Source organism: Nitrospira sp. Ecomares 2.1, from assembly GCF_965152585.1.
The window spans coordinates 1,963,229-1,989,475 of the sequence record NZ_OZ224219.1; the positions used below are offsets into that span (position 1 = coordinate 1,963,229).

The window sequence follows — 26,247 nt, forward strand, 5'->3', positions numbered from 1 at the left end:
AGATGCCGATATTGTGGAGGGCCATCATGGTTCGTACGGGCTTATCCTGTGCACTGCTCCTGAGTATTCTGCTCTCTGGTTGCCAGACCAATCCCTATACGAATCGCTCTCAACTCCTCCTGATGCCGTCGGGGCAAATGAGTCAGATGGGGGCTGCCCAGTATAGTGAAGTGTTGCAGGACCCGAAAGTCGTTATTTCCAAAGATCCCAAAGAAATTGAGCCGGTCAAACGGGTCGCGGCTCGTATTATTGAGGCGGCCAAGCGTTCTAAATACGCGGAGGTGGCGAAAGAATTTGATTGGGAAGTGACTGTCATTAGAGATGACAATATGAAAAATGCCTGGGCTTTGCCTGGGGGGAAAATTGCGGTCTATACCGGCATTTTCCCCATGGCCAAAAATGAGGCCGGATTAGCGGCCATTATGGGGCATGAAGTGGTTCATGCATTGGCGGAACATGGAGGTGAACGGATGAGCCAGGGACTGGTGGCTCAATATGGAATGACCACAGCGTCGATTTTACTTTCGACCCAAGGTCAAAATCCGGCGTTAAACGCGTTAGCCATGCAGGCGATGGGGCTTGGGGTGCAGACAGGAGTGCTGTTACCGTTTAGCCGAAAACACGAATCAGAAGCCGATTATATCGGCATCCTGCTTGCCGGCGACGCGGGGTACGACCCACGGGAAGCGATTCACATCTGGGAACGGATGGCAGCGACTTCTGATGGCGCTCCACCGGAATTTTTATCCACCCATCCAGCCCATGAAACCCGGATTGCCGATCTCACGAAATGGATGCCTGAAGCCATGGGTCTGTATGAAAAGGCTGCGAAAGCGCCTGTGGGCAATCTCCCCCCCATTATGCCATCTCCTGCTCAACCTCCTCCACAACAACCAAACGGGGCTCGTCTCCGTCACTAGCTGTGGAAGGTGTCTCTATGGTGCGGCCTCTTCCTGAGAAGCCGGGTAAAAGTAATCCAAGGTACGGAATGATCGTCAGGCCGGGTTTATTTTGGCCAACAGTGGTTGCCTGCATGATGTTGGCCGGCTGTGGGAAAAGTGAGGCGGTGGTGGAAATCGCCCTTCATCCCACAAACTCCAAGATTCTTTACCTCGCTACCAATGACTATATTTATAAATCCCGTGATGAAGGGATGACCTGGCAGAACATGTCTGCGGGTATGACCCATTCTCGCGTCATTGCCCTGGCCATCGATCCCCTGTTCCCAGCCAATATTGTAGCCGGGACTAAAGGTGACGCGGTGTATAAAAGTTATGATGGTGGCCAACGATGGGTGTCACGGCGGACGGGATTGGATGATGTGACGATTTCTTCTGTGGTTCATCAATTGGTCTTTGCTCCGGGTTCCAGTGCCCATGTTTATGCCGCCACCTCGTTAGGGGTGTTTGAATCAGACGATGGGGGAGAAACCTGGAGTAAGCGGATGGAGGGCATGAAAGAAGTGCTCATGGTGGTGGCACTTGACTGCGACCCCCGGCAGCCTCAAACGCTCTATGCCGGAACAAGTGGGGGAGTCTATAAATCCATTGATGGTGCCCGAAGCTGGAGGATGGTCAATAATGGGCTGGTGGCCTCGGACGTCCTGAAATCTTCCAGGGCACTGGGGGTGACTCGCATTAAGGTTGACCCTCGTGAATCCGATACCGTGTATACTGCCACTCTGAATGGATTATACGTCACCAAGGATGGGGGGCAAGTTTGGACTCGCATTGGAGATATCCTCCCCGATCAAATGTTGAGTGACCTCATTCTCGATCATACCCACCCCCATGTCGTGTATGTGACCAATCGTGACGGTGTCTTTAGAAGTGAAGATGGAGGAATAACTTGGGAAGCTCGAAGTGAGGGCTTGACGAATGTTAATATTCGAGCTTTAGCGATGAGCCCGGTCGATTCCGATGTACTCTATGTGGGCACGAATGGAAAAGGACTTTTTCGGACGGTGGACCGTGGATTGTCATGGAAGGCTGTGCCGCTGGTTGTGGAGGAATCCCTGGGAGGTTTATCCTGAAAGGGAGATGATTTGATATCCTTCCTCTTGAAGATTAAGATCATCATTTCATGGGTGAGTGATCGCACTGATTAGATTGATATCTGGCGAAGAGTAAGGAAAGGTAACTGCTGTGGCTTTTTGGGATTCGAAGCAAGGACGAAATCGTGCGGATGCGGTCTGCTCCTTTTGTGGTCGGGCAAAACCTGGAGCAACGAATTTGATACAGGCCCCGACAAAACTGGCTTGTACGCAATGTCAGGCACCAGGATCGGTGTTGATTTGTGCAGATTGCATCCAACAATGTTCCAAGTTTTTATCAGGCCATAACGAAGGTCCCTCCGTCATAGAGCCGCCAGCGGGTCCCTTGCCGACACCTCCTGAAATCAAAGCGGTGCTTGACCAGTATGTGATTGGACAGGACCGTGCCAAAAAGGTTCTGGCGGTTGCCGTCCACAATCATTATAAACGGGTGTTTAGCGGCAAAGACCTGCCTGATGTGGAATTGGAAAAAGGGAATGTAATGTTGATCGGGCCGACGGGAACCGGTAAGACCTTACTGGCGAAAACCTTAGCGAAAATTTTGCATGTGCCCTTTGCCATCGCGGATGCCACTACGGTGACGGAGGCGGGATATGTTGGAGAAGACGTCGAAAATGTGGTCTTGAAGTTATTGCAGTCGTGCGATTTTAATATGGCCAGAGCCCAAGTGGGTATTATCTACATCGATGAAATTGATAAGATTAGCCGGAAATCTGAAAGCGCATCTATTACGCGGGATGTGTCCGGGGAAGGTGTCCAACAAGCATTGCTGAAATTAGTGGAAGGGACGTTATGTAATGTGCCTCCCAAGGGGGGCAGAAAACATCCCGAGCAGGAATTCCTCAGGGTGGATACCTCCAATATTCTCTTTATTTGTGGCGGTGCGTTTGTCGGAGTGGAGGATATTATTGCTCAACGGACCAATCAGAAGCGAATGGGTTTTGGGGCAGTTTCCGCTAATGGTGAGGGACTGACCTCTGATCAATTAATGGGAAAACTCAAGCCTGAGGATCTTTTAAAATATGGACTCATCCCTGAATTTGTGGGCAGATTCCCGATTCTGGCGTCTCTGAATGATTTGCGAGTGGAGGATATGGTTCGGGTTCTCCAGGAACCGAAAAATGCTCTTCTGAAGCAATATCAAGCATTATTTCAATTAGATGGGGTGCAGTTGGATTTTACCCCTGAGGCGGTTCAGGCCATTGCCACAAGGGCCTCGTCTATGAAAACTGGAGCCAGAGGATTGCGTTCCATTCTGGAGGAAGTGATGCTGGATTTGATGTATGATGTTCCAGCCCTGAAAGATATTAAGCGAGTGGTAATCACTGAAGAGGCGATTGATGGCAAGGGTGTTCCCCAATTAATTTCCTGAAAATAATGCTCTTCAATAGTTGTTTCTCGCCTGGGGTCTGTTGCATTCTTTCCCATTCTGACTTATGCTTATCAAAAGAAATTCATCACGACATTCGGGCCACGTGGTGAATGTTTGAGTGACGGGCCCATCACTGATGTTGTTTTGCCAAGGAATCCGCAAGGAGTCTGATTGGAAGTTAGTCCTAAGTCGCCATCTGGTTTGCGTTCTCGGGCCGTTCCTTCCCTTCTCTTCTCTTCGAACCATGCAAAACAATATCGCATTTAGAAGGAGGGACCCCGATGGGTTCAAAGATCTATGTGGGTGGCTTGCCGTATTCCACGGCAGAGCAGGAATTGGCTGACCTTTTTGGGCAGCACGGCGCCGTGACGTCGGCTAAAATTATTACGGACAAATACACCGGGCAGTCTCGGGGATTTGGTTTTGTGGAAATGGCCTCGGATGCTGAAGCCAAGGCCGCGATCGAGGCGCTGAATGGGACCGAAATGGGAGGGCGTACCCTGACGGTCAATGAAGCGAAGCCTCAAGCGCCACGAACGGGATTTGGTGGTGGCGGTGGTGGCGGAAATCGTGGCGGCGGAGGAAACCGTGGTGGCGGTGGAGACCGTTGGTAACGCACTAAGTCACTAAAGGTTACACTTTAATAGAAGCAGGGGATCCGGTATTGGATCCTCTGCTTTTTTTATACCTTGGGTAATGGCCAGGAAACATTGTAGAATGATTTGACAACTGCCGGACAAGATGACTCGGCAACGGTTTAATGTGCATCACGGCTTTCATCTTCCAACTGAAATAGAATGGAAAGATATATACGATGAGCGATTCTTCAGAATTTTCTTCCCCCAAGGATTCTTCTCCGTCAGGTGGTTCCTCATTTTCAAAATCCTCCCGTCAGTCGGGAATTTCGCCGTTAGCACTCATTGACCAATGTTTGGCATCATTGCCGGAAGGGGATCAACGCATTCCCTTGCTCTATCAACTTCGACACCGGCTTGTTGAACAAACGACGGCTTCTCAACAACAGGAAGCCGACATGAAAAAACTCCAGGGGGTGCTTGAAAAGCTGACGGCCCCGGCAAATCGAATCGGGACGTTGTTGGGTCAGCCTGATGATGGCGTAGCCAGAATTATGGTTGGTGGGGCGGAATACTATGCCAATGTCGATCCCAGGCTCGAGCGAGATGGCTTAAAGGTTGGACATCAGATTTTAGTGAATGAGGCATATGTCGTCATCCGGTCTCTTGGGTATGATCGGAGTGGTCCAATTGTGAAAGTTCGAGAGATTTTAGGCGATGGCCGTCTTCGAATTGATCAAGAGGTCGGCAGACAAGGCATTCTCATTCAACGGGCCGAGGAGCTTGCAAGTGCGGACCTGAAGGTTGGCGATGAGGTTCGATTGGACCCGACTCACAAAATTGCCATTGAACGTTTAGAAAATTCACAAGGCCAATCGCATCTTTTAGCGGAGTTACCAACTGTGCGGTGGGAGCATATTGGTGGCCAGCAGGAAGCCATTGGGGCCATTCGCCGGTCAATAGAATATCCGCTCCTGCATGAAGGGTTGTTCTCCCGTTATCAATTCCAGCAACCCAAGGGTTTCCTACTTTATGGCCCACCCGGCTGCGGAAAAACGCTGATCGGCCAGGCTACGGCTGCGAGCCTTGGACAAATCTTAGCGCAAGAACGTGAAACGCCCACGCCTCATGTAGGAACCCAGGGACAGGATTCTCTCTCGCAACTTCCGCCGATTGAAGGTGGCGTGTTTCTGCATGTCAAAGGTCCTGAAGTTTTGAATATGTGGGTCGGGGAATCGGAACGAATCATCCGGGATTTATTTCTCCAAGCTCGCCAACAACGACTGGCCGGAAAGTTACCGTTTATTTTTATCGATGAAGCCGAATCTATTTTAGGGACGAGACGGGCAGTGCGATCCTACAATGTCTCCAACACGCTGGTTCCGATGTTTTGCGCTGAACTCGACGGGATTGAAAGCCTTTCTCAGGTGGTCGTGATTTTGGCCTCGAATCGTCCGGATATGATTGATCCGGCGGTGCTTCGACCTGGAAGAATCGATCGAAAAATCAAAGTTGGCCGACCTGGAAGAAACGATGTTGGGGAAATTTTGCGTGTCTATTTGACCGCTGATCTTCCTTACGACACGAAGAAATCTGCCGGGGGCGGAGAAGATGATGGGACTCCGGTTTCGCGTATCATCGACGGACTGTTAGAGAATCTCTTTCAGCGGAGCCAGGAGAATCGCGTGCTGGCTATCCGGTTGCGTAACGGCCGGCGGGAAATTCTCTACCGGCGGGATTTATTGAGTGGAGCGGTGTTGGCGGGAATCGTCCGGCGTGCCAAAGAACGGGCCATTGAACGGGCGATTCAAGCGGGTGACCAAGAACCATCGGGGCTGACCCTCGATGATTTACTCATTGCCACCAATGAAGAATTCAAGGAGAGTGAAATTTTTCCCCCTGATGATTCAGCTGAGGAATGGTTAAAACTCTTGGATTACCATCCAGACCAGGTTGTTGGAGTGTCGTCCCTTCAGCCTGGAAAAGACGGAGAAGAACATCGGACCTCTCAAATTGTTTAAACCTCCCTTTCTAACAAGCTCTCAAATGGGACATTCTCAGTTGAAAGATCGGAAGATATGAACCCGATTCGCCTGTTTGGCATTGAGACCGAGTATGGGATTGCGAGGGAAGATGTCGAGACCGCGGATCCTGTGGTGGAATCCATGGAGTTGGTGAGGGCCTATCTTGACGGACATTTTACCCGCCGTTGGGATTATCAGGGCGAACATCCCCATGAGGATCAACGGGGGTTTCGTGTCACCGAGTTAGCTCAGGATAAAGAAGAGGACCTGTTTGCGGAGCAGGATGCCCATCGGCCTTTTTCCTTCCATGAAATGAAAAGTGACCTTGTCCTCCCCAATGGCGCACGATTTTATAATGACCATACTCATCCGGAATATTCCACGCCGGAATGCCGGTCTCTTAAGGATATGGTCGCGCATGACCGGGCTGGCGAACGAATCCTTTGGATGGCGGCACAACGCCGAAACAAGGTCCTTGGCGGACCGATGGTCCAGCTGTATAAAAACAACACGGATTTTCATGGGCATAGTTATGGTTGCCATGATAATTATTTGGTCTCGCGCACACTCAATTTCGAGAATTTGGCTCGCGGGCTCATGCCTTTCCTGGTTAGCCGACAATTGATTGCCGGGGCAGGCAAGGTCGGTCGTGAAGCGCAAGAGCGCGGGTTTGTGCCCGGCGGGTTTCAATTGTCCCAACGCGCAGATTTTATGGAGACCGAGTTGGGGGTGGATACCATGCACAACCGCCCCATTCTTAATACACGAGACGAACCCCATGCGAATCGCGAGCGCTATCGACGTCTCCATCTCATCGTGGGCGATGCGAATATGTGTGAGTATGCCACCGCCTTGAAGATAGGTACGACACGGGTGGTGTTAGATATGATTGCGGGTGGGCTCGTGCCGCCCTGTGAATTAGACTCCCCGGTGCAGGCGATTCAGGCGCTGTCGCTGGATTTTGAATTGAACACGCTTGTGAAGCGGAAAACTGGCGGCATGATTTCTGGGCTGGATATTCAACGGGAATATCTAAATTTGGCCAGAAAGTTCTTCATCGAAATGGATGAAGAGACGACCTGGATTCTTTGCGAATGGGAGCATGTGTTAGACCTTCTCGAGCGGGATCGATTGCAGCTTGTGGGGAAAATCGATTGGGTGACAAAATGGTGGTTACTCGAAACCTTTAGCCAGGCCGAGGCCGTCGGCTGGGACGACCCTTGGCTTGCCAGTCTGGATCTGGAATATCATAATCTGGATCCTGATCGCGGCCTGTTCTTCGGGTTGGAATCCGAAGGTCGAACAACCCCGCTATGTCAGGAACAAGAGATTCAGAAAGCCATGAAGCATGGACCACTCGATACGCGTGGGGGGCTCCGTGGATTGTGTGTCCAACGATTTGAAAAAGACATTGCGTCGATACAATGGGAAGGGGTTCATTTTCGTGGCCAAAATGGGGGACTGCATCTTGATCTGCAGGATCACCTTGAGCCGGTGTCAGTGGCTCGCTGTCGGTCTGTAATTGAATATGCCGCGACTCCATTGGATATGATGAAAGCTCTGACAGGGGAGCAGTAACTTTAGGTGGGATTATTCTAATTTTTGGATATTTCACTTCACCTTAGCAGAATATTTAGCAAAAATTTGGAGTGATTTATACTCCCGGTTAGGAATAATACCTCCATGAATTGGTTGGTAATCTTTCTAGCGAACCTACTGATAGCGGGGGAAAGTCGTCCCCGAACTTCACCGGATGAAAAAGGGAATTTTGAGAATTGTTAGTTGATCTAAGAACCAATAAGGGAGTCATGCCTAACTCCTTTAACTTCCTTGAAAGAAATAGAGTTGTTAGACTCACTGATGGTGGGTTCTGGCTTTCTGATGAAAAAAAAGTATACGAGTATCAACGGTTCACCGCACTCATTCAGGATCTTCAGAGAAAAAAGATAAAAATACTTGATGTTGGATGTGGGAAGGGGCGCATACCAAGAAAATTGGCTGAAGATTCACATATCAATGTCGAGTTCGAATATTCTGGTTTTGATGTGGATCGTAATGACATTAATGAAAACATTGCGTTCTTTCAGTCGGATAACCGGTTCACATTTAACCATATTGATTATATGAATAAAATGTACAGCCCAAATGCTTCGACAAAAGAACCCGTTTTTGACTTTTTAGATGATTCATATGATTTGGTTTGGGCATGGAGCGTTTTTTCCCATTTGGACATTAAAGATTTTGAAATGTATATGAACCTTATTTCTGACAAATTGGTAAGAAATGGTTTTGCCTTTTTTACCTGTTTTAGTCGATATGAGGCAAAGCGCAATCCGGAATTTACGCCAAATTATATTTTTTTGGAGAATAGTGATTTACCTGCTAACGGTGGGAAGCAAGATAATAATAATTTAACTGCCGTTTGCTACAACCCCAGTTGGATTGATGAGTTGTTAATGAAGCTAGGATTAGAGGTCATTATGTCCTGCTATCCTGTTTATGGTGGGAATTTTCAAACAGGTATGTATTTACGTAAAGTTTAATGTATGTTGTTCTGGAAAGCATGAAAAGTTCATGTGGAGGATGAGATTTATGGAAAGCACATATGCATATATCCAAACCGGAGGGCTTGAACGAAAAGAGCAGCCAATCGATCCACTCTCAAAGCCATCTGGACCTGGTGATCAGGAATCAGGTCCTAAAAAGCCGGAAACTGATTCTCCTTCCCGTGATAATCTCATGAAGCGCATGCGCAAGGTGGATCCCAAGCAGGCGGAAAAATATCGCCAACGGACCGGGGAATAAGATGGGACAACAGGGAGATTTTATTCAGATTTTACGAGAACGTGGCTATGCGGTTGACGATTTTTGTCAGCCGTTCAATGTCAGCGGGCCATCAGCCCATGTTGATATTACAACCGGTACGACGGTCTTTGCCATCAAGTATGCAGATGGTGTCCTCGTAGCTGGTGACCGGCGGGCAACGGCCGGCAATGTCGTGATGTATGATCGGACTGATAAGGTCTTGGAATTGGATCGTTTTTCGGTCATGGCCATTGCAGGTGTTCCTGCCACCGCGTTTGAAATGGCAAGAATCTTAGAGCATTCTTTTAAGTATTACCGGAGAAGCCAATTGCAGGATTTGAGTTTTGAGGGAAAGTTGCGAGCCTTATCGACATTGTTGAAAAACAATGCGCCTGCGGCGTTGGCAGGAACCGGAACCGTGGCGCCAATTTTTGCGGGGTATGATCAACTTGAGGGATGCGGGAAGATCTTTTTCTACGACATCTTAGGAGCCGAATTCGAGGCGGTAGAATATGCCGTGTCAGGATCAGGATCTTCTACGATTCGGGGGATTTTGTTTTACATGAATCGGTGGGGGAGTGGTCCCGTGGCTGGGATGAATGAAGAAGACGCCCTGACGTTCGTGCTTCGGCTAATGACCAGTGCTGCAGAGTTTGATTCTGCCACCGGTGGAGTGGACGCGCAGGCTCAATTGTACCCCGTCGTCAAACGCATTTCCCCTGAAGGAGTGAGGACCATTCCCGCCGAACGGTTGAAATCGCTGTTTTCAGAAAAGGTGCTGAATCATGTATGAAGAACCCTATCGATGGATTGAAGCTGTCGCCAATCGACGAAATTATCTGGACGATCAATTCACACAAGGCAATCCATTAGTCGGTGTTTCCTTTGCCCAAGGAATTCTGTTGCTGACTTTTAATCGGGGTACGGAAAAGATCTATGAAATTTACGATCGCATTGCGCTAGGAGGCATGGGGCACCCGGCTGATCTGGAGAAATTACGGTATACCCTCTTGGATATGGCCCACGTGGAAGGGTTTCAACGGTCACCCGCGGATGTGACCGCTTCCCGCCTGATGAAAAATGGTCTGGCCCCTGTCATTAAGCAAGCTTTTGAAGAAATTTTCAAGGCACCCTACATTGCCAAAATTTTGCTGGCAGAAGTCGGGGCTACCCAGGATCGCGACCGCTTGCTCAGCATCAATTATGATGGCATGTTTGAGGAGCAACGCGAATTCGGGTTGCTGGCGGCTTCCCCGTCAATCCGTGGGTGTCTTACTCAGGAATGGAAAAACCATAGTCCTCTCTCTTCTTTGCCGTCGGCGGTGGAGGTGAGTCTCCGGCTGTGGGGGATTGCGAGTCACCTCCAAACCTCGACCCCCTCTTCGGATTCAGAAGAGGGGGCAAGCACCTCTTCGGCAGCCACTTCCATGTCCACCATTCCAGACGATGAGGCCATTGCTTCACGAATTCGTGAAACGCTCTCCAAGGAAGCACTGGAATGTGTATTGCTGGATCGGGAGAGCGGGAAGATGGAAACCTATCGTGTTCTGAGTCAGTCGGAATTACAGTCCTTCATTCCTCCCGTGTTCCAGCCTGCCACCTAATCCTGGCAGAGTGAGATTCCTATGCATAATCGAATCTTCGGCATTGAAACCGAATATGGCCTGCTCATTAAGGCCGATCAACCGGACGTGTCTCCTTCCTGGGTCGCACGCCGGATCATTGAATATTTGTTTGGCCAGAAAAAACATGGCGTGATTGATTGGCATTATCGTGGGCATGATGAACCTCCAGGCAATGGAGGCTTTTTGCTCAACGCAGGCCGGATGTATGTCGATATGGGACATCTTGAATATGCCTCGCCGGAATGCCATTCGTTGTGGGATCTCGTGGCTGTGGACCGTGCCGGAGATTGGCTATTGCAGGACTGTCTGGATGAACTAGGGCTTTCTGAGTTGGTGTCGATCATAAAAAATAATATTGATCATGAGACAGACGCGACATTTGGCTGCCATGAAAACTACCTGGTCACGCGAAATTTTCCCTTTACTTATAAAGGATTAGGGTTACTAATGCCTTTTCTGGTGACACGCCAGGTCTTTACCGGCGCCGGCCGAATCGGGATGGCACGTTCCGTGGATGGCTGGATTAACCTGGACGATATTGAAGGGCGTGGGAGAGACCGGTCACGGGGATCAGCGGCAGAGGGGGTGGTCTATCAAATTTCCCAGCGTCCGGATTACATCGTCAACGATTTTTTTGAATGGGTCCAACACAACCGGGCCATTGTAAATACCCGGGATGAGCCCTTGGCCGACCCCGAACGGTTCCGGCGTTTGCATTTGCTCATGGGCGATTCGAACATGGCAGAAGAGGCCACCCTATTGAAAATGGGTACAACCGGATTGGTCCTGCAATTAATCGAAGAAGGGCATGCCCCACAAGGGTTGGATTTCGATGATCCTGTCCAGACCTTGCGAGCCATCTCCCGCGACCCTCAGCAAAAATGGATGGTCACTCTCTCAACCGGCCAGCACCTTTCTGCCTTGGATATCCAGGAGCAATTTTGGGAAGCCGCTGATAAACACTATGCCGGGCAGGATGAGGAAACAGATTGGGTTCTGGCCCATTGGGAATCGGTCGTGAAGGATTTACACAAAGGGTATCAGGAGGTGGTGGGCCGGGTTGATTGGGCCTCCAAGCTCTCGTTGCTGGAAACCTTTCGGGAAGCAGAGAAATTGGAATGGGACGATCCCTGGTTGAAAAGTTTGGATTTGGAATATCACAATGTCGATCCACAGGCAGGGCTGTACCATGGCATGGCAGAAGAAGGCGATGCGCCGCGCTTTACGACGAATGACCTGGTCGAGTTGGCGAAAGGTCATCCACCACGAAATACCCGTGCGTTCGGGCGATCAGAAATCATTCGCCATATCGTTAAGGAAGGGTGGGCGGATTTCTTAGAGAAGGCGACAGGCCATCATGATCCGCGCCGGCCACCTTATGTCATCAATTGGTCGGTTTTGCAACTTCAGGGGAGTCCGGCTTTTGTCATGGCCGATCCCTTTCGCAGCTATGTGCAGGAAAGCCGCGATTATTGCGATGAATGGTCCTCTCGCCCTTCCATGGAATCTCTCCCTAATAAACCAGATATCTAAAGCTCGGACCGAGTATGCCGGTGGCACCATTTAGTCTGCCGTTTATTAAGTGTTGACGCCTTTACTGCATTATTCGACAGTGATAACTTAAACTAAGGGAAGGCAAGCAGGCGAATGTCAAGGGCGTTATCAAAATTTTTTAACGAAATCATATCTAGGCTAGCTGATCCTTCAGGATAGGAACTCCAGGTAATAAAACAATATGTCTTAAATATCGGTTTTTCGTGGTTTAGTGGAGGATAGCGTGATAGATCGTGGCATCCTGACATGTAAGGATCATTTTTCAAATGGCGCCCTATAATTACCACCAATTTATTGGAAGTTTTTAGCCCGTCTCGAAGGTGAGGGCTGTGGCTCATAATTTGCTCTCTTTATCTTTAGGAAAGGATGAAATCCCTAGGTATGGTTCTGTCCAGTTTGGTCTTGAAAGCCATAACATTAAATGTCAATGGAGTTTATAGCCATGGTAGTTTTGACCTCGCACGAATGAAACCAATTTGTGGGAATGTCCCATCCGCACGATGTCAGGAAGTCGAGGCTGCACCAACGATAACTGAGAGCTTTGTTTTTATGAAATGAATTGGGATAGGTTTATTTTGTGATTAAGGGAGGGAGGACCAAATTCTCAGAGAAAATAGGTAGCTGGCAATCTGGATGAAATTTATGGCGCCTGCGTTATGTCCTCAATCGGGCTTTATTTCATTTCCATGAAAACCCGTTGTCTGTCATTGCAGAGAACATTTGGACTCACGTTGAGGAAAGCCAGTGTCGGTGCGGAAAAAATCCTAGGTTTGATCTATGGTGTTCTTGGGGATGCTGATTGTCGATTGTGTATCCCTACCTGCACTCAAATCGGATTTGTTTTGATTTGAGGAAGTGTATTTTTTCTTTCTGTGCTTTCCATATCTGTAAGGCTGTATCCAAAATATATTTACGCATAGGTTTTTTAGTTATGGGGTGTCGGACTCCTCCACTTGTTTCACTCACCTGGATTGGGCTCTGTTTCTCCCTATGGGTAGGCGTTATTTCGTGTGTAGGCTCAATTTCTTTGCACTGAAGAGTTTCTCTGGTTGGGAACGCCATCGGTATTTGATTGAATCAAGAGAGCTCAATTCGTCCCATTGTTCACGATTTCACATAGAAGAAACACTCAAATGAAAATTAGCCCATTTCTGTTTATTTCAGTCTGTTTGCTCACGGTATCCTGCACGTATAAAAAAGAGGCTGAAACTGTCGATACTCATCAGGTGATTTATCCGGTCGTAGAAGACGCGGAATATAGCAGCAAATATGTCGCCCAAATTCAATCGGTGAATTATGTAGAGATACGAAGTAAGATTAGAGGTTATATTGAAAAAATCTATGTTGATGAAGGGCAACCGGTCAAGAAAGGGCAGTTATTGTTTGCCTTGACCAATAACGTATTTGAAAAGGAATTGCAAAAAGCGAACGCGGCGTATCGAAGTGCCTTGGCAGACCTGAAGGTTGCCAAAGTTGAACTAGCAAACGTGACCGTGTTGGTAGAAAAAAATATTGTGTCTAAATCGGAGCTGTATGTTATTCAAGCCAAGGTAGATGCATTGAAAGCCGACGTGGAAGAAGCGATGGCCAACAAAGAGCAGGAAGCATTAAACCTTTCGTTTTCAAAAATACGAGCTCCCTTTGACGGTTTCATTAACCGTATTCCAAATAAAGTAGGAAGTTTGATAGCCGAAGGAGACATCTTAACCTCACTGTCTGATAATCGTGAGGTATTCGCCTATTTCAACCTTTCAGAAGTCGATTATCTTAATTACATTGCTTCTGGAGAACGAGGGACCAAGGTTGTGAGCTTTGAGCTCGCCAATCAAGTCCTTTATGGGTATGAAGGAACGATAGAAATGATTGAAAGTGAATTCGACAGCTCAACAGGGAATATTGCGTTCAGGGCCAGATTCCCCAACCCCGATGGACTATTAAAACAGGGGGCAAATGGGAAGGTCATTGTTCATAAAATACTGGAAAATGCGTTGCTCATTCCTCAAAAATCAACATTTGAAATCCAAGATCAATTGTATGTGTACGTGGTGAATCAAGACAATGTGCTGGAACAAAGGAATATTGTTTCTAAAATGCGACTGCCAAATTTGTACGTGGTGGAATCGGGTTTGTCTGAAGACGAACAGATCCTGTTCGAGGGTGTGGAGAATGTGATGAATGGAGACAAGGTGCACCCTGTTCATGTTGATATTGCCACCGCCATGCTGTGAAGCAGTCAATATTGAGAAACATTAGATACCTATGACTGCAATATTTATTCATCGTCCGGTTCTCTCCATCGTTATATCTCTTTTCATCACATTGCTGGGCTTATTGTCCTTTACCCAACTCCCTGTTACTCAGTTTCCCGATATTACTCCTCCCGAAGTCAATGTGACGTCAAAATTTATTGGTGCGAATGCCGAGGCGGTGGTCAAGGCGGTGGTGACTCCACTTGAGCGAGCCATTAATGGTGTCGCTGGCATGGCCTACATGGCGTCGGTTTCTGGGAATGATGGCACCAGCCTTATCCAGATTATTTTTAAGGCCGGGACCGACCCGGAGATAGCCGCTGTCAACGTTCAGAACAGAGTGGCTTCCGCCTTGGAAGAGTTACCCCCAGAGGCGATTAAGTCCGGAGTGATCGTCGAAAAGGTACAAAACAGTATGTTGTTGTATATCAACATACTCAGTCTGGATCCCACGATAGACGAAAAATTTCTCTACAATTTCACTGATATCAATGTCCTGAAGGAGCTGAAAAGAATTGATGGCGTCGGTTTTGCTGAAATTTTGGGATCAAGGGAATATGCCATGCGTGTGTGGCTAAGGCCCAATAAATTAGTCATGTACAACATTTCAGCTCTCGAGGTTATCGAAAAATTACAGGCCCAGAATGTAGAAGCTGCGCCGGGTAAAATTGGCGAAAGCTCAGGTAGGAATAAGAACGCCCAGGCCCTTCAGTATGTGTTGAAATATACCGGCAAACACAATACAAAAGAAGCTTATGAAGATTTGGTGTTAAGTAGTACGGATGATGGGGAAATTCTGCGGCTAAAAGACGTCGCAGACATTGAATTCGATTCCCAGGATTATGATGTTCTCTCCAAGGAAAACGGACAAGCCTCCGCTGCTATTGTGTTAAAACAGCGCCCCGGAAGTAATGCCAAGGAGGTGATCAATACGATCAAGGAGAAAATGGAGGAAATTAAATCGACGTCATTCCCTCCAGGGATGGATTACAGCCTCAGTTATGATGTTTCTCAGTTTTTGGATGCCTCCATTCATCAAGTCCTGACAACCCTGGTTGAAGCCTTTCTTCTGGTATCCCTGGTGGTGTTTGTCTTTTTGCAGAATGTTCGGCTCACCATCATCCCTATTTTGGCCGTACCGGTATCTCTGGTCGGCACATTTTTCTTCATGCACATGATGGGTTTTTCTCTGAATCTCATTACTCTTTTTGCGTTGGTTCTTGCCATAGGTATTGTGGTCGATAACGCGATTGTGGTGATTGAAGCGGTTCATGCCAAGATGGAGGGTTTAGGAATTGGAGCCCAGCAAGCTACCGAGGAAGCCATGCATGAAATTAGTGGGGCCATTATGGCCATTACCCTTGTCATGTCGGCTGTGTTTTTGCCCGTTGCGTTTATGGATGGACCGACGGGAATTTTTTACAGGCAGTTTTCTTTGACTATGGCCTGCTCTATTGTTCTTTCAGGGATAACCGCGCTCACACTGACCCCCGCGCTTTGTGCCGTGTTTCTTAAAAATACCCACAACAGCGAGCACCCTCAACCATCGCGACTTCAGAAATTATTTGATGGATTCAATCGGTGGTATGACAATCTTTCTGATAACTACAAAAAACTCATTAGCGCGATAGGGAACAGAAGGATTATCACTTTTGGGGTTCTGCTTGGTTTTTCCGTGGGCACCGGTTTGATCGGGGCGTTTGTTCCCTCGGGCTTTATTCCTAATGAAGATCAAGGGACGATTTATGCCAATGTCACCGCTCCAACAGGAGCGACTCTTGAACGCACGGAAAAAGTTGTCGATGAAGTGCAGCAGATTGCCTCAGAATTAGAGGATGTTACTTCAGTCTCAAGTCTTGCCGGGTTCAGCATCCTGTCGGAAGGTACGGGTGCCGTCTACGGAATGAATCTGATCAGTTTGAAAAAATGGAATGAACGAATGGCTTCCGATAATGAAATTATCAGCCTTCTTGAAGAAAAAACCAAACATATTAAAGATGCCAGCATTGAATTTTTTACCCCCCCCCCTGTGCCGGGTTATGGGAATTCCAGCGGTTTTGAAATGCGGTTGTTAGACAAAACCGGTTCGGGCACCCTTGAGGAATTGCAAAAAACGGCTGATTCCTTTGTCGATGACCTTAACAAACGGCCGGAAATCGCTAATGCTTTTACCACCTTCAATGCACGTTTTCCTCAGTTTATGCTTCATATCGATGGCGAGAAGGCGGCTCAAAAGGGAGTCACGGCTGAAAATGCGATGAATACCCTTCAAGCACTGATTGGCAGTGTGTATGCGACCAACTTCATCCGCTTCGGCCAGATGTATAAAGTCATGGTCCAGGCGCTTCCAGAGTTTCGTGCAGAACCTGATGATCTGATGAAGTTATATATCAAAAATGACACAGGGGAAATGGTCCACTTTTCTTCTTTTCTTCGCGTTGAAAAAATTTATGGTCCTGAGCAGGTGACCCGTTACAATATGTACCCCTCAGCCATGATCAATGGTCAGCCTGCCAAAGGGTACAGCAGCGGGCAGGCTATTACCGCCATCAAGGAGGTGGCTGCCAGTAAATTGCCGAAAGGTTTTGGATACGATTGGGCAGGGTCATCACGAGATGAGGCCCAAATGGGCAATCAGGCCATTTACATTTTTCTGATTTGCTTATTATTTGTGTATCTACTCCTCGCCGCACAATATGAGAGTTTTTTACTGCCCATGCCGGTCATTCTTTCCCTACCCGTTGGGATCTTTGGTGCCTTATTTTTCCTGTTAATTATGGGTTTGGAAAATAATATCTACGCTCAAATCGCGATGATCATGTTGATTGGCATTCTCGGTAAAAATGCCATTCTGATCATCGAATTTGCCATATTGCAGCAGAAACGGGGAAAAACCGCCTTTGAAGCAGCGATTGAGGGGGCCGCACTGCGTTTGCGTCCAATCTTGATGACATCATTCGCATTTATTGCCGGGCTCCTTCCATTGATGTTTGCCTCGGGAGCCGGTGAGATCGGAAACAATACCATTGGCTCTGCGGCGGCGGGAGGTATGTTTTTCGGGACCATTTTCGGCGTGATTCTTATCCCGGGCTTATATGTGGTATTTGCAACGATGGGAGAGAGCAAAAATCGAGAGGAAAGATCGAAAACAGGGAAGGCGTCCCGGTTGAGTTTCAAGTCGAGGTTTAAACTTGCCCGCAGGTTAGCCAAACTTCAATAGTCCCCGTTTCGTCAGGGAACTCAGTCCATTCTCAACGAATATTAGAATTTCTTTTCTTATACGCAATGAAACGTCATATGTATTCCAATTTTATCATTTTATTCCTGGTTCTAATTTTTAATGGCTGCACCGGACTGAAGACCGATCTGGCCATTCAGGAAAACGAAATACCAACAAGCTTTAAGGACAAAACAGATACCACGAATATCGCTGACATCCAATGGAAAGATTACTTTGTTGATCCGCTCCTCCATGAATTAATTGAGACTGCCATAGAGAATAACCTTGATTTGCAAATGGCTTTGCAGCGAATTGAAATTTCGCGTTCAAGTGTCCGGGCAGCCACGGGGGCACTGATGCCGACAATGGGTTTGGGTGTAGGAACCGCCATTCGCCGATACGGACTGTACACCATGGACGGGGCAGGGAACGCGACGACCGACTTTAAATCAGGTCAACAAATTCCTGATAACTTGCCGGATCTTTTTGTGGGCTTACAGTCATCATGGGAAGTTGATATTTGGGGGAAGTTGCAAAACCAGCGCAGTTCCGCAATGGCGAAATTTCTGGCCAGTATCGAAGGGACGAGCTTTGTCGTTTCTAATCTCGTAGCGGATGTAGCCATCTATTATAACGAATTGCAGGCTTTGGATAATGAGTTGGACATCATCAGGCAAACCCTCCACACACAGTACGAATCGTTGGAGGTGGTTGAACTGCAGAAGGAAGCCGGCAGGGCAACTGAATTAGCCGTGGAACTATTCAAGGCTCAAGTGCTCAATACCAGTATTTTGGAAAAAGAGGTCCTGCAACAAATTACGATCACCGAAAATCACATAAACTTTTTGTTAGGCCGCTATCCCCAAACTATAGAACGGACCAAAGGCCAATATTTCTCGGAAATTCCACATGAAATTGCATCGGGTGTTCCTTCACAATTATTGGCAAACCGCCCGGATGTTCGTGAAGCCGAATTGCAGATCAAGGGCAGTAATTTCGATTTGAAAGTAGCTAAGGCTGCATTTTTCCCAAGCTTTAACATCACGGCAAGTTTTGGGTTTCAGGCATTCAATCCCGATTTTTTATTTGTGGCCCCTGCCTCAATCGCCTATACCGCCGTAGGCACGTTGGTCGCACCACTTATTAATAGAAACGCGTTACAAGCACAGTTCAATAATGCCGAAGCCAATCAGTTGACTGCCATGTATCACTACCAAAAAACAATTTTGAACGCCTATGTGGAAGTGGCCAATGAGCTCTCTAATATTCATAACTTGCGAAAAATCAATATTCTGAAAAAGAAACAAAACGAAGTGTTGCGACAATCCGTTGAAACATCACACTTACTCTATAGATATGGCCGGGCAACCTACCTGGAGGTCCTCACTGCACAACGGAATACCTTGCAATCCGATCTCGAATTGATCAATTTTGCCAAGCAACTTCGTATCGCGGCAGTAAAAATTTACAAGGCATTAGGCGGTGGATGGAAATAAAATCCCTACTTATTGGAATCTTTCTTGGATTGAGTTGAAAACACGGTAGGGGATGGATATTTTTAATGTCCTTCGACCAGGAAGATGATGCATGAAAATAGAGGCGGTGTTCTTTAGAGCGTTGTTTGGGGTTATGGTCTTTACGGAGTTGGGTTTGGCCGATGTGTTCGAAGTCAAGGAAGCTGTGGAAGGGGTCATTTGCCGAAAGCTGGCCACGGATTATGCGAACGATTCTACCACCCTTACCATACAAGCCATCGCGCAACTACAAATTTGTCTTGCTCAAACATTGAAAAATTCGACCTCGTCTTCGGCATTACCATTACCTCGAAATTTTGACATTCAACCTTCTCGCTCTTCGACAAGTATTGGCGACACCACGCTTCCAACTCCACCAACTCCTCCAACACCTCCAAAGTCCCTGAAAATTCGATGAGGATTGTCTTGTCGCCCTTCTCTTAAAGTACTGTCCAATTAAGCAAGATATATTAAGAAGGCTAATGGAAATGGTCGTGCAGCCTTCTCCCTTTTGCTGTTGTGTCGTACTCGCCCGAAATCAAGCCACCCGTCAGGCCTATTCCTGTCTATATTGACGATGGTTCCGGCCGAATCCTTGAACGGTTCGTAGATCCCTCCACCGGTTTCTGGTGTTGATTAGAGTTGTCTCTGGAATTACTGTCTTAGTAGAAGTAGGTTTGGCGATCTTCTCGAACCTGATCAGGTACCCGTCGCGGCATTCTCTCCTCGATTTCCATATCCGATTAAAAGCGATTTGACCATTTCATAAAAACCACTCACGGCAATCAGGATCGTCTCGTCGCAGAACTCATAATCCGGCTGATGGAGGCCCGGTGCATGCTCACCAATGCCGAGTCCGAAATGCAGGATAGGGCAAATCTCGGCAAAATGCCCAAAGTCCTCCGACCAGCGGAACGGTTTGGGAATTTCAATGGCCACAATTCCTGCATCCAGACACACGCGCTCCAAGGTATCAACCAAGGCATCATCGTTGACGGTCGCTGGAAAATCCTGCACCCACTCGACTTCCGCAAAGAGCAGTTCCGCTGCGGCACAATCGCGAACACACTGTTCAGCTTCGCGTTGCAAGGTTTGAAGGCTCGCCGCAGAAGCTGCACGCAGCGTGGCACACACGGTCGCCTCTCCCGGTGTAAGCCCAAACGACATGAGCCCCAGCTGGGCATGAGTCAACGTGAGCATACGATAGGGATTGTCCGTGATTCTGCTCAATCGGGGGAGTTCAGCGAGTAGCTGTCCGACCGCATTTGCAGGTGACCGAGCTTGTTCAGGCTCGGCCGCGTGGGACGCTTGACCAAGGAGACGAACTCTCATTCCGACAGATGCACTGGCGAATGTCCCCCTTCGATACACGACATGCCCGCTGGGAAAGCCTGGTAGATTATGCATAGTTATGGCGTAGTCCGGCCGGACCTTCTCAAAATTCGGATCATCGATAATCGCCCGTGCGCCTGCCCCTGTTTCCTCTGCGGGCTGGAATAATAGCACCACTCGGCCACAGCTTGGTGGCGTGCGATGAAGCAGGGGTGCCAGGCCCGCCACGATGGCCATATGTCCGTCATGACCGCATCGGTGGGCGATGTTCGCTCCAGGAACGAGCCATTGGTTTTTGTCTGCTTCTTCTACAGGAAGGCCATCCAGTTCACATCGAATCATCACCGTTGGCCCAGGATGTTGTCCCTCATAAACCGCTGCGATTCCATAACCACCGAGATGAGTCAGGATTTTGTCTGGTGCATAGGAATGCAGAAAGTTTGCGATAAGTGTTGAGGTCATGACCTCTGATCCGGCTACTTCCGGGCAAGCCGCAAGGGAACCGCGAAGGGTGACTAAAATGCCTTCAAGTATGTGGTCATGACGAATGTTCTGCATGTTTTTATTCTATGGTGGCAAGGTGTCTCTGTCCACTGGCCCAGATCAGTTGCAGTCGGAGCATTGGCGGAACGCGGGCTTATCGAGCCCATAATGGGGTACAGATTTCCCGGAATCGATCAACCTCTAATCCTTGATTCACTTTGCGAGGTCGAAATGAGAGCGGAAATAGTCGATGGCTTTGTCGAGGCCTTGTTCTAAAGTAATCCGAGGTTCCCACTTAAGCAGGGTTTTGGCCTTCTCGATATTGGGCCGGCGCACTTTGGGGTCGTCGATGGGGAGGGGGTGTTGCGTAATCGTGCTCGATGAGTTGGTGAGTTTGATCACTGTCTCGGCAATATCCATAACCGTGAGCTCATGTGGATTGCCTATGTTAACTGGGTCATGGATAGATCCAAGGTTAGCTTGAGTTAATCCGAACCGTACCGAATCCTGAAATTCTTGATTCTTTCGAAGTTCGTCCGCCGGGGCCTGGAGAAGGGCAACAATTCCTGCGACCAGATCATCAACGTAACAAAAGCTACGGGTCTGAGACCCATCGCCATACACGGTTAACGGATGGCCTTGTAATGCTTGAACGATAAAATTGGACACCACCCGCCCATCCTTTGGGCGCATCCGTGGACCATAGGTATTGAAAATTCTGACAATTCGAGTATCGAGGCCATGGAACCGATGATAGGCGGTGGTTAAGGCCTCGGCAAATCGTTTGGCTTCGTCATACACCCCACGGGGACTAATGGGATTGACATTGCCCCAATAGGTTTCAGGCTGTGGGTTGACCAGTGGATCCCCATACACTTCAGAGGTACTGGCTAGAAGAAATCGCGCCTGTTTCGCTTTGGCTAAGCCCAAGGCTTTGTGCGTGCCTAATGCACCGACTTTCATGGTGGCGATGGGAAATTCCAGATAGTCCTGTGGGCTTGCCGGTGAGGCAAAATGCATGACGGCATCGACTGGTCCGTCGACATGAAGGTAATCGCAGACATTGTAGTGAATAAATGAGAACTCCGGATGGCCCATGAGGGCACTGATATTCTCTGTGCGTCCGGTAAGGAGATTGTCCAGGCAAATGACTGAATGTCCTTGAAGGATAAGCGTTTCACATAAATGACTTCCTAGGAATCCGGCGCCTCCGGTTATGAATATCCGCATGCGATTTCTCCTTCTATACTTCTGAATTTGTGTGAACCAATGAACGGGAGACCTTGTCCGAAGCTGCAAGAGTGTTAGATAATAGGGTAATGTCTATGCCATTTTCAAACCATTCTCCTTTTTCTTTTCCTCTGTCTCGTCGGGCTCTCTTCAAGCTTGGGGGACTGGCTTCCATTGGCTTCGGCCTTCCTGGATGCGATATGGGGTCGATGTTTGCGGTCCCTCCACGAGAGACCACATATTTTACCTCGAACGATAAATTTTATACCGTGAATTTCATGGATGCTTCCTACAACTTTACGCGGGACCTGGATGTGGAGCAATGGAAAATGGTGGTCAAAGGCGCCGTGGAACGCCCTGTGGTTATGAAGTGGCGTGATTTGCTCAACTGGGAATCCTTTGATCAGGCTGTGACCCTGATGTGCATTGATACGCTTCCAGGCGGGAGTAGCTTGGGGACCGCCATGTGGCGAGGAATTTCCCTCAAAAAACTTTTGCAAAACATCGGAGCTGATGAAGACATTGCCAGGGATGTGATTTTTAGAGCGGCTGACGGGTATTCCGACAGCATTCCATTTTCCAGGGCGATGGAAGATGATGTCATGTTGGCCTATCTGATGAATGGGGAAAAGCTTCCCAAGGATCACGGCTTTCCCGTTCGCCTGATTGTTCCAGGTCTCTACGGGATAAAAAATGTGAAGTGGATTACGGAAATCGAAGTCTATAACGGAGACTACCTAGGCTACTGGCAGCAAAAAGGTTGGACGGATGATGGGACTATTCATATTTTTTCCCGCATTGATAGCCCTGGTCATTATCAGTCGTTACAAGGCCTTCGACAACGCTTGCGCGGGATTGCCTACGGGGGACCGGAGAGCATCAGTGAAGTTCAACTGAGTTTTGATCAGGAGAAAACATGGGTGTCTGCGGAAATCGAACCACCCCTGTCTCCGTTAACCTGGGTGATCTGGAATTATGATTGGAGTCCGCCAAAACCTGGCAAGCACATGGTGTCTGTCAGGGCTATCGATACCAAGGGAAAGATCCAAACCTCGGAAATCACGAGACCACAGCCAGCTGGGGCAACGGGATTGCATTCCATTGTTCTGGATGTACTGAACGCTTAAACGGGGTTGTCAGGCTTTTTAGCCGTCGTGCGAATAGAGAGCTCCTGTAGTTGTTCTAGTGTGACGGGGGAGGGGGCTTCGGTCATCAGGCATTGAGCCTTCTGTGTTTTAGGAAACGGGATCACTTCTCGAATCGATTCCGTCTTGCCGAGTAACATCACCAACCGATCAAGTCCCAGCGCGATGCCTCCATGAGGCGGGGCCCCTGATTCCAAGGCATCTAAGAGAAATCCAAATTTTTCACGAGCCTCCGTTTTGGAGATGTTGAGTAAGTCAAAGACTTTTGACTGAACTTGTGGCGCATGAATTCGAATACTCCCTCCCCCTAACTCAAAGCCATTCAACACCAGGTCATAGGCTTGAGTTCGAATCTTGAGGGGATCGGTTTCCAGAAGCGGGATATCATTTGGGTGAGGAGCCGTAAACGGATGGTGCAGCGCGACATACCGTTTGGCGGCATCGTCATATTCAAACATGGGAAAATCCATGACCCACAAGGGTTCCCACCGGTTTCGGTCAATCAATTGAAGCTCCTCTCCCAGCAGTAGGCGAAGGCGTCCTAAGACTTGATGGACGATGGGCGCTTGATCTGCGACAAATATGAGCAGGTCCCCGGATTTGGCCGAGGGGAGCGCTTCACGTAGGGCATGAGTCTTGAAAAATTTGGCGATGGAGGAATCCAGATTGCCCTCATCATTAATTTTGACCCAGGCTAGCCCCTTGGCCCCGAATTCTTTCGCCGTATCAATCAGATTGTCTATCCGGTTTCGGGTGAAGGCGTTTCCCCCAGGAACGATAAGGGCTTTAACGATCCCCCCGTTTTCCACTGCACTCCGAAAGACTTTAAAATCGCAGGTTGTGGAAAATTGACTCAGGTCTTGGAGCTGAAGATCAAAGCGGAGATCCGGTTTGTCTGTTCCATAGCGTCCCATGGCCTCTTCAAAGGACAGCCGAGGCAGCGGGGTGGGGAAATCAATGCTCTTGGTCTCTTTAAAGACAAGTCTGACCATATGTTCGATCAGGTTCATGATATCTTCCTGATCCACGAACGACATTTCGACATCGATTTGCGTAAATTCTGGTTGTCGATCCAGCCTGAGGTCTTCATCGCGGAAGCATCGGGCCAGTTGATAATAACGATCAGTTCCCCCAATCATAAGAATCTGCTTAAAGAGTTGCGGCGATTGGGGAAGTGCAAAAAAATCACCTGGGTTGACTCGACTCGGTACGAGATAATCCCGTGCGCCTTCCGGTGTGCTTTTCGTTAAAATGGGTGTTTCCACTTCTATGAATTGATTGGCGTGAAGGAATTGTCGCACGAGATGTGACACCTGACTGCGGAGTTGAAGAAGTTCTTGCATCTTTGGCCGTCGAAGGTCCAGGTACCGGTTCTTTAAACGAAGGGTCTCTGAGGTGGTGATGGTATCGTCAAGTGCAAAGGGGAGGGGTTTGGCTTCATTGAGAATGATGAGTGCTGTTGTTCGTATTTCTATGGCACCGGTCGGGATGTGGGGGTTGGCTGATCCCTCAGGTCGCAGCGTCACCTCACCTGTGACGGTGATGACGTACTCATTGCGAAGATGATCGGCTAGTTGATGTACCGTGGGCTCCTTTTCTGAATCAAACACGATTTGTGTGAGTCCGTAGCGGTCGCGAAGGTCAATAAACCTCACTCCGCCATGGTCGCGACGGCTAGCCACCCAGCCTGCCAGAGTCACGGTTTGGCCAACGTGATCCAAGGAGAGTTCACCGCAATGATGTGATCGTTTCAACTGTAGGATCCTTTCCAATACCTGTCAGCTTTTGATGGGAGAACATGAAACCAAGAATATGGAAGTTCAGGTTTTAAATTTGAATCGGCTTGGTGATGTGACGCCTGGTCGGCGGGGCCGTGCTTTGCTTGTGGTGTCAGGAGTCGAGATCGTCTTCTTGCGCCTGATGGGTTTGGAGTTTCCCTGGCGCGGCCAAAACTGACCGGCTGGCCCAGATTTAGGGAGCTTTTCCGTTCTTTTGATCGTCTGATCCTTGGATCGGTACAGCCCTGCTTGGTCGGTCGTTCCCGCAGGCGCTGGGGTGCTCCTACTTCTCATGGAATTCGGGTTTGGTGAACGGGGCCGCGAAGGAGCCGTAGGTCCGGATGTAGGGAATTTTTCTGAATGCTTAATAGGCTGACGAGTGGGCAGCCATGGTCGAGTTTTCCCTGTCGTTCCCGCAGGCGCTGGGGTGCTCTTACTTCTCATGGAATTCGGGTTTGGTGAACGGGGCCGTAACTGTCCTGCAGGTCTTGATGTTGGGATTTTTTCGGCCCTCTTTGCCGGCTGGTGGATAGCCAGACGTGGCGATTCAAGTGCGATGAGTAAATGCCGAAGGTCATTCGCTTCCTTATCTGTCAGGTATCGCGTTTGACCTGGAGGAAGGGTTCCAAGGTTCAAAGGTCCAAACTGAACACGTTTTAAGCGGATTACTGGATGGCCAATTTGTTCAAACATGCGTTTGACTTGGTGTTTACGTCCTTCATGAATGGTAATTTCCACCCAAGAATTCGCTGCCGCTTTTCCAGCTTTTTTTACTTTTGCGGGAGCTGTTGGCCCATCTTCTAACATCAGTCCATGTCGAAGTTTTTGAATTTCTGGTTCTTCTAAGATACCCTTGATTTTTACAAGATAGGTTTTATGGACATGATGTGCGGGGTGAAGACAGGCTTGGGCAATATCACCGTTATTGGTGAGCAGCAGTAGGCCTTCACTATCATAGTCCAAACGTCCGACGGGAAATAACCGGATGGAAGGTTTCGGAACCAAGGCTTTGATCGTAGGGCGCCCAGCAGGATCATGCAACGTGGAGATATATCCCAAAGGCTTATTGAGCATGAGAAACATATCAGGAGGGCGGGATTTTAGGTGGCGTCCTTCGACCTTGATATGGTCAATCGCAGGATCGACTTTGGTCCCTAGTGTCATGACCGTTTCCCCGTTGACGGTGACCAGTCCATGTTGGATAAGTTCTTCAGCCTTGCGTCTGGAGGCGAAGCCGGAACGGGCGATGATTTTTTGTAAACGAACTGTTTTCTCTGCCTGAGCCATA

General features: G+C 48.5%; 20 protein-coding genes. 16 read left to right on the forward strand and 4 right to left on the reverse strand.

Annotated elements, in window-relative coordinates; all coding sequences use genetic code 11:
- Positions 1 to 26 precede the first annotated feature (26 nt).
- The 15 genes from ACWHYD_RS08565 (at position 27) to ACWHYD_RS08635 (ending at position 19,409) form a co-directional block, all read left to right on the forward strand.
- Positions 27 to 920 (forward strand): M48 family metallopeptidase, encoded by an 894-nt coding sequence (locus ACWHYD_RS08565; RefSeq protein ID WP_447965482.1) that lies wholly within the window; start codon positions 27 to 29, stop codon positions 918 to 920.
- Between the two features lie 17 nt (positions 921 to 937).
- Positions 938 to 2,032: a WD40/YVTN/BNR-like repeat-containing protein gene (locus ACWHYD_RS08570; protein WP_447965483.1), complete on the forward strand. Its 1,095-nt coding sequence runs from the start codon at positions 938 to 940 to the stop codon at positions 2,030 to 2,032.
- A 112-nt stretch (positions 2,033 to 2,144) separates the two neighbouring features.
- On the forward strand, positions 2,145 to 3,425 hold the full coding sequence (clpX, locus tag ACWHYD_RS08575; protein ID WP_447965484.1) for an ATP-dependent Clp protease ATP-binding subunit ClpX: 1,281 nt from the start codon (positions 2,145 to 2,147) through the stop codon (positions 3,423 to 3,425).
- Positions 3,426 to 3,706: 281 nt separating this feature from the next.
- Positions 3,707 to 4,039 (forward strand): RNA recognition motif domain-containing protein, encoded by a 333-nt coding sequence (locus tag ACWHYD_RS08580; RefSeq protein WP_342346768.1) that lies wholly within the window; start codon positions 3,707 to 3,709, stop codon positions 4,037 to 4,039.
- Positions 4,040 to 4,239: 200 nt separating this feature from the next.
- Positions 4,240 to 6,021 carry an AAA family ATPase gene (locus tag ACWHYD_RS08585; RefSeq protein ID WP_447965485.1) on the forward strand — a complete coding sequence of 594 codons (1,782 nt, stop codon included), beginning with the start codon at positions 4,240 to 4,242 and terminating at the stop codon, positions 6,019 to 6,021.
- A 57-nt stretch (positions 6,022 to 6,078) separates the two neighbouring features.
- The gene (locus ACWHYD_RS08590; RefSeq protein WP_447965486.1) at positions 6,079 to 7,602 is read left to right on the forward strand and encodes a proteasome accessory factor PafA2 family protein; all 1,524 of its coding nucleotides are present in this window, start codon (positions 6,079 to 6,081) and stop codon (positions 7,600 to 7,602) included.
- Between the two features lie 230 nt (positions 7,603 to 7,832).
- Entirely contained in the window at positions 7,833 to 8,567 is a 735-nt protein-coding gene (locus ACWHYD_RS08595) for a class I SAM-dependent methyltransferase (protein WP_447965487.1), read from the forward strand.
- A gap of 49 nt (positions 8,568 to 8,616) precedes the next feature.
- Positions 8,617 to 8,829 carry a ubiquitin-like protein UBact gene (locus ACWHYD_RS08600; RefSeq protein WP_447965488.1) on the forward strand — a complete coding sequence of 71 codons (213 nt, stop codon included), beginning with the start codon at positions 8,617 to 8,619 and terminating at the stop codon, positions 8,827 to 8,829.
- A 1-nt stretch (position 8,830) separates the two neighbouring features.
- On the forward strand, positions 8,831 to 9,622 hold the full coding sequence (locus ACWHYD_RS08605) for a proteasome subunit alpha (RefSeq protein ID WP_447965489.1): 792 nt from the start codon (positions 8,831 to 8,833) through the stop codon (positions 9,620 to 9,622).
- Positions 9,615 to 10,433, forward strand: a complete 819-nt coding sequence (locus ACWHYD_RS08610) for a hypothetical protein (RefSeq protein WP_447965490.1) — start codon at positions 9,615 to 9,617, stop codon at positions 10,431 to 10,433. Before ACWHYD_RS08605 ends, ACWHYD_RS08610 begins: the two co-directional genes overlap by 8 nt.
- Before the next feature lie 21 nt (positions 10,434 to 10,454).
- Complete coding sequence (locus tag ACWHYD_RS08615) at positions 10,455 to 11,987, forward strand: proteasome accessory factor PafA2 family protein (protein ID WP_447965491.1); 1,533 nt, start codon at positions 10,455 to 10,457, stop codon at positions 11,985 to 11,987.
- Between the two features lie 1,154 nt (positions 11,988 to 13,141).
- A complete protein-coding gene (locus ACWHYD_RS08620) occupies positions 13,142 to 14,236 on the forward strand; it encodes an efflux RND transporter periplasmic adaptor subunit (RefSeq protein ID WP_447965492.1) in 1,095 nt (364 codons plus the stop codon).
- Between the two features lie 31 nt (positions 14,237 to 14,267).
- A complete protein-coding gene (locus tag ACWHYD_RS08625; protein ID WP_447965493.1) occupies positions 14,268 to 17,477 on the forward strand; it encodes an efflux RND transporter permease subunit in 3,210 nt (1,069 codons plus the stop codon).
- A gap of 77 nt (positions 17,478 to 17,554) precedes the next feature.
- A complete protein-coding gene (locus ACWHYD_RS08630; RefSeq protein WP_447965494.1) occupies positions 17,555 to 18,973 on the forward strand; it encodes a TolC family protein in 1,419 nt (472 codons plus the stop codon).
- A 91-nt stretch (positions 18,974 to 19,064) separates the two neighbouring features.
- Entirely contained in the window at positions 19,065 to 19,409 is a 345-nt protein-coding gene (locus tag ACWHYD_RS08635) for a hypothetical protein (RefSeq protein WP_447965495.1), read from the forward strand.
- 281 nt (positions 19,410 to 19,690) lie between these two features.
- On the opposite strand, the gene ACWHYD_RS08640 is transcribed toward ACWHYD_RS08635, so the two are convergent.
- Together ACWHYD_RS08640 and ACWHYD_RS08645 are read right to left on the reverse strand one after the other, a co-directional pair.
- Positions 19,691 to 20,881, reverse strand: coding sequence for an amidohydrolase (locus ACWHYD_RS08640; protein WP_447965496.1), 1,191 nt, complete (start codon positions 20,879 to 20,881; stop codon positions 19,691 to 19,693).
- A gap of 138 nt (positions 20,882 to 21,019) precedes the next feature.
- Positions 21,020 to 22,036, reverse strand: a complete 1,017-nt coding sequence (locus ACWHYD_RS08645) for a UDP-glucuronic acid decarboxylase family protein (RefSeq protein ID WP_447965497.1) — start codon at positions 22,034 to 22,036, stop codon at positions 21,020 to 21,022.
- A 95-nt stretch (positions 22,037 to 22,131) separates the two neighbouring features.
- Between ACWHYD_RS08645 and ACWHYD_RS08650 the strand changes: the two genes are divergently transcribed.
- A complete protein-coding gene (locus ACWHYD_RS08650; protein WP_447965498.1) occupies positions 22,132 to 23,163 on the forward strand; it encodes a molybdopterin-dependent oxidoreductase in 1,032 nt (343 codons plus the stop codon).
- Here ACWHYD_RS08650 and aspS read toward each other — a convergent pair.
- Together aspS and ACWHYD_RS08660 are read right to left on the reverse strand one after the other, a co-directional pair.
- A complete protein-coding gene (aspS, locus tag ACWHYD_RS08655) occupies positions 23,160 to 24,935 on the reverse strand; it encodes an aspartate--tRNA ligase (protein WP_447965499.1) in 1,776 nt (591 codons plus the stop codon). The two genes, ACWHYD_RS08650 and aspS, sit on opposite strands and share 4 nt — an antisense overlap.
- 66 nt (positions 24,936 to 25,001) lie before the next feature.
- A complete protein-coding gene (locus tag ACWHYD_RS08660; protein ID WP_447965500.1) occupies positions 25,002 to 26,246 on the reverse strand; it encodes a pseudouridine synthase in 1,245 nt (414 codons plus the stop codon).
- Position 26,247: the final 1 nt, after the last annotated feature.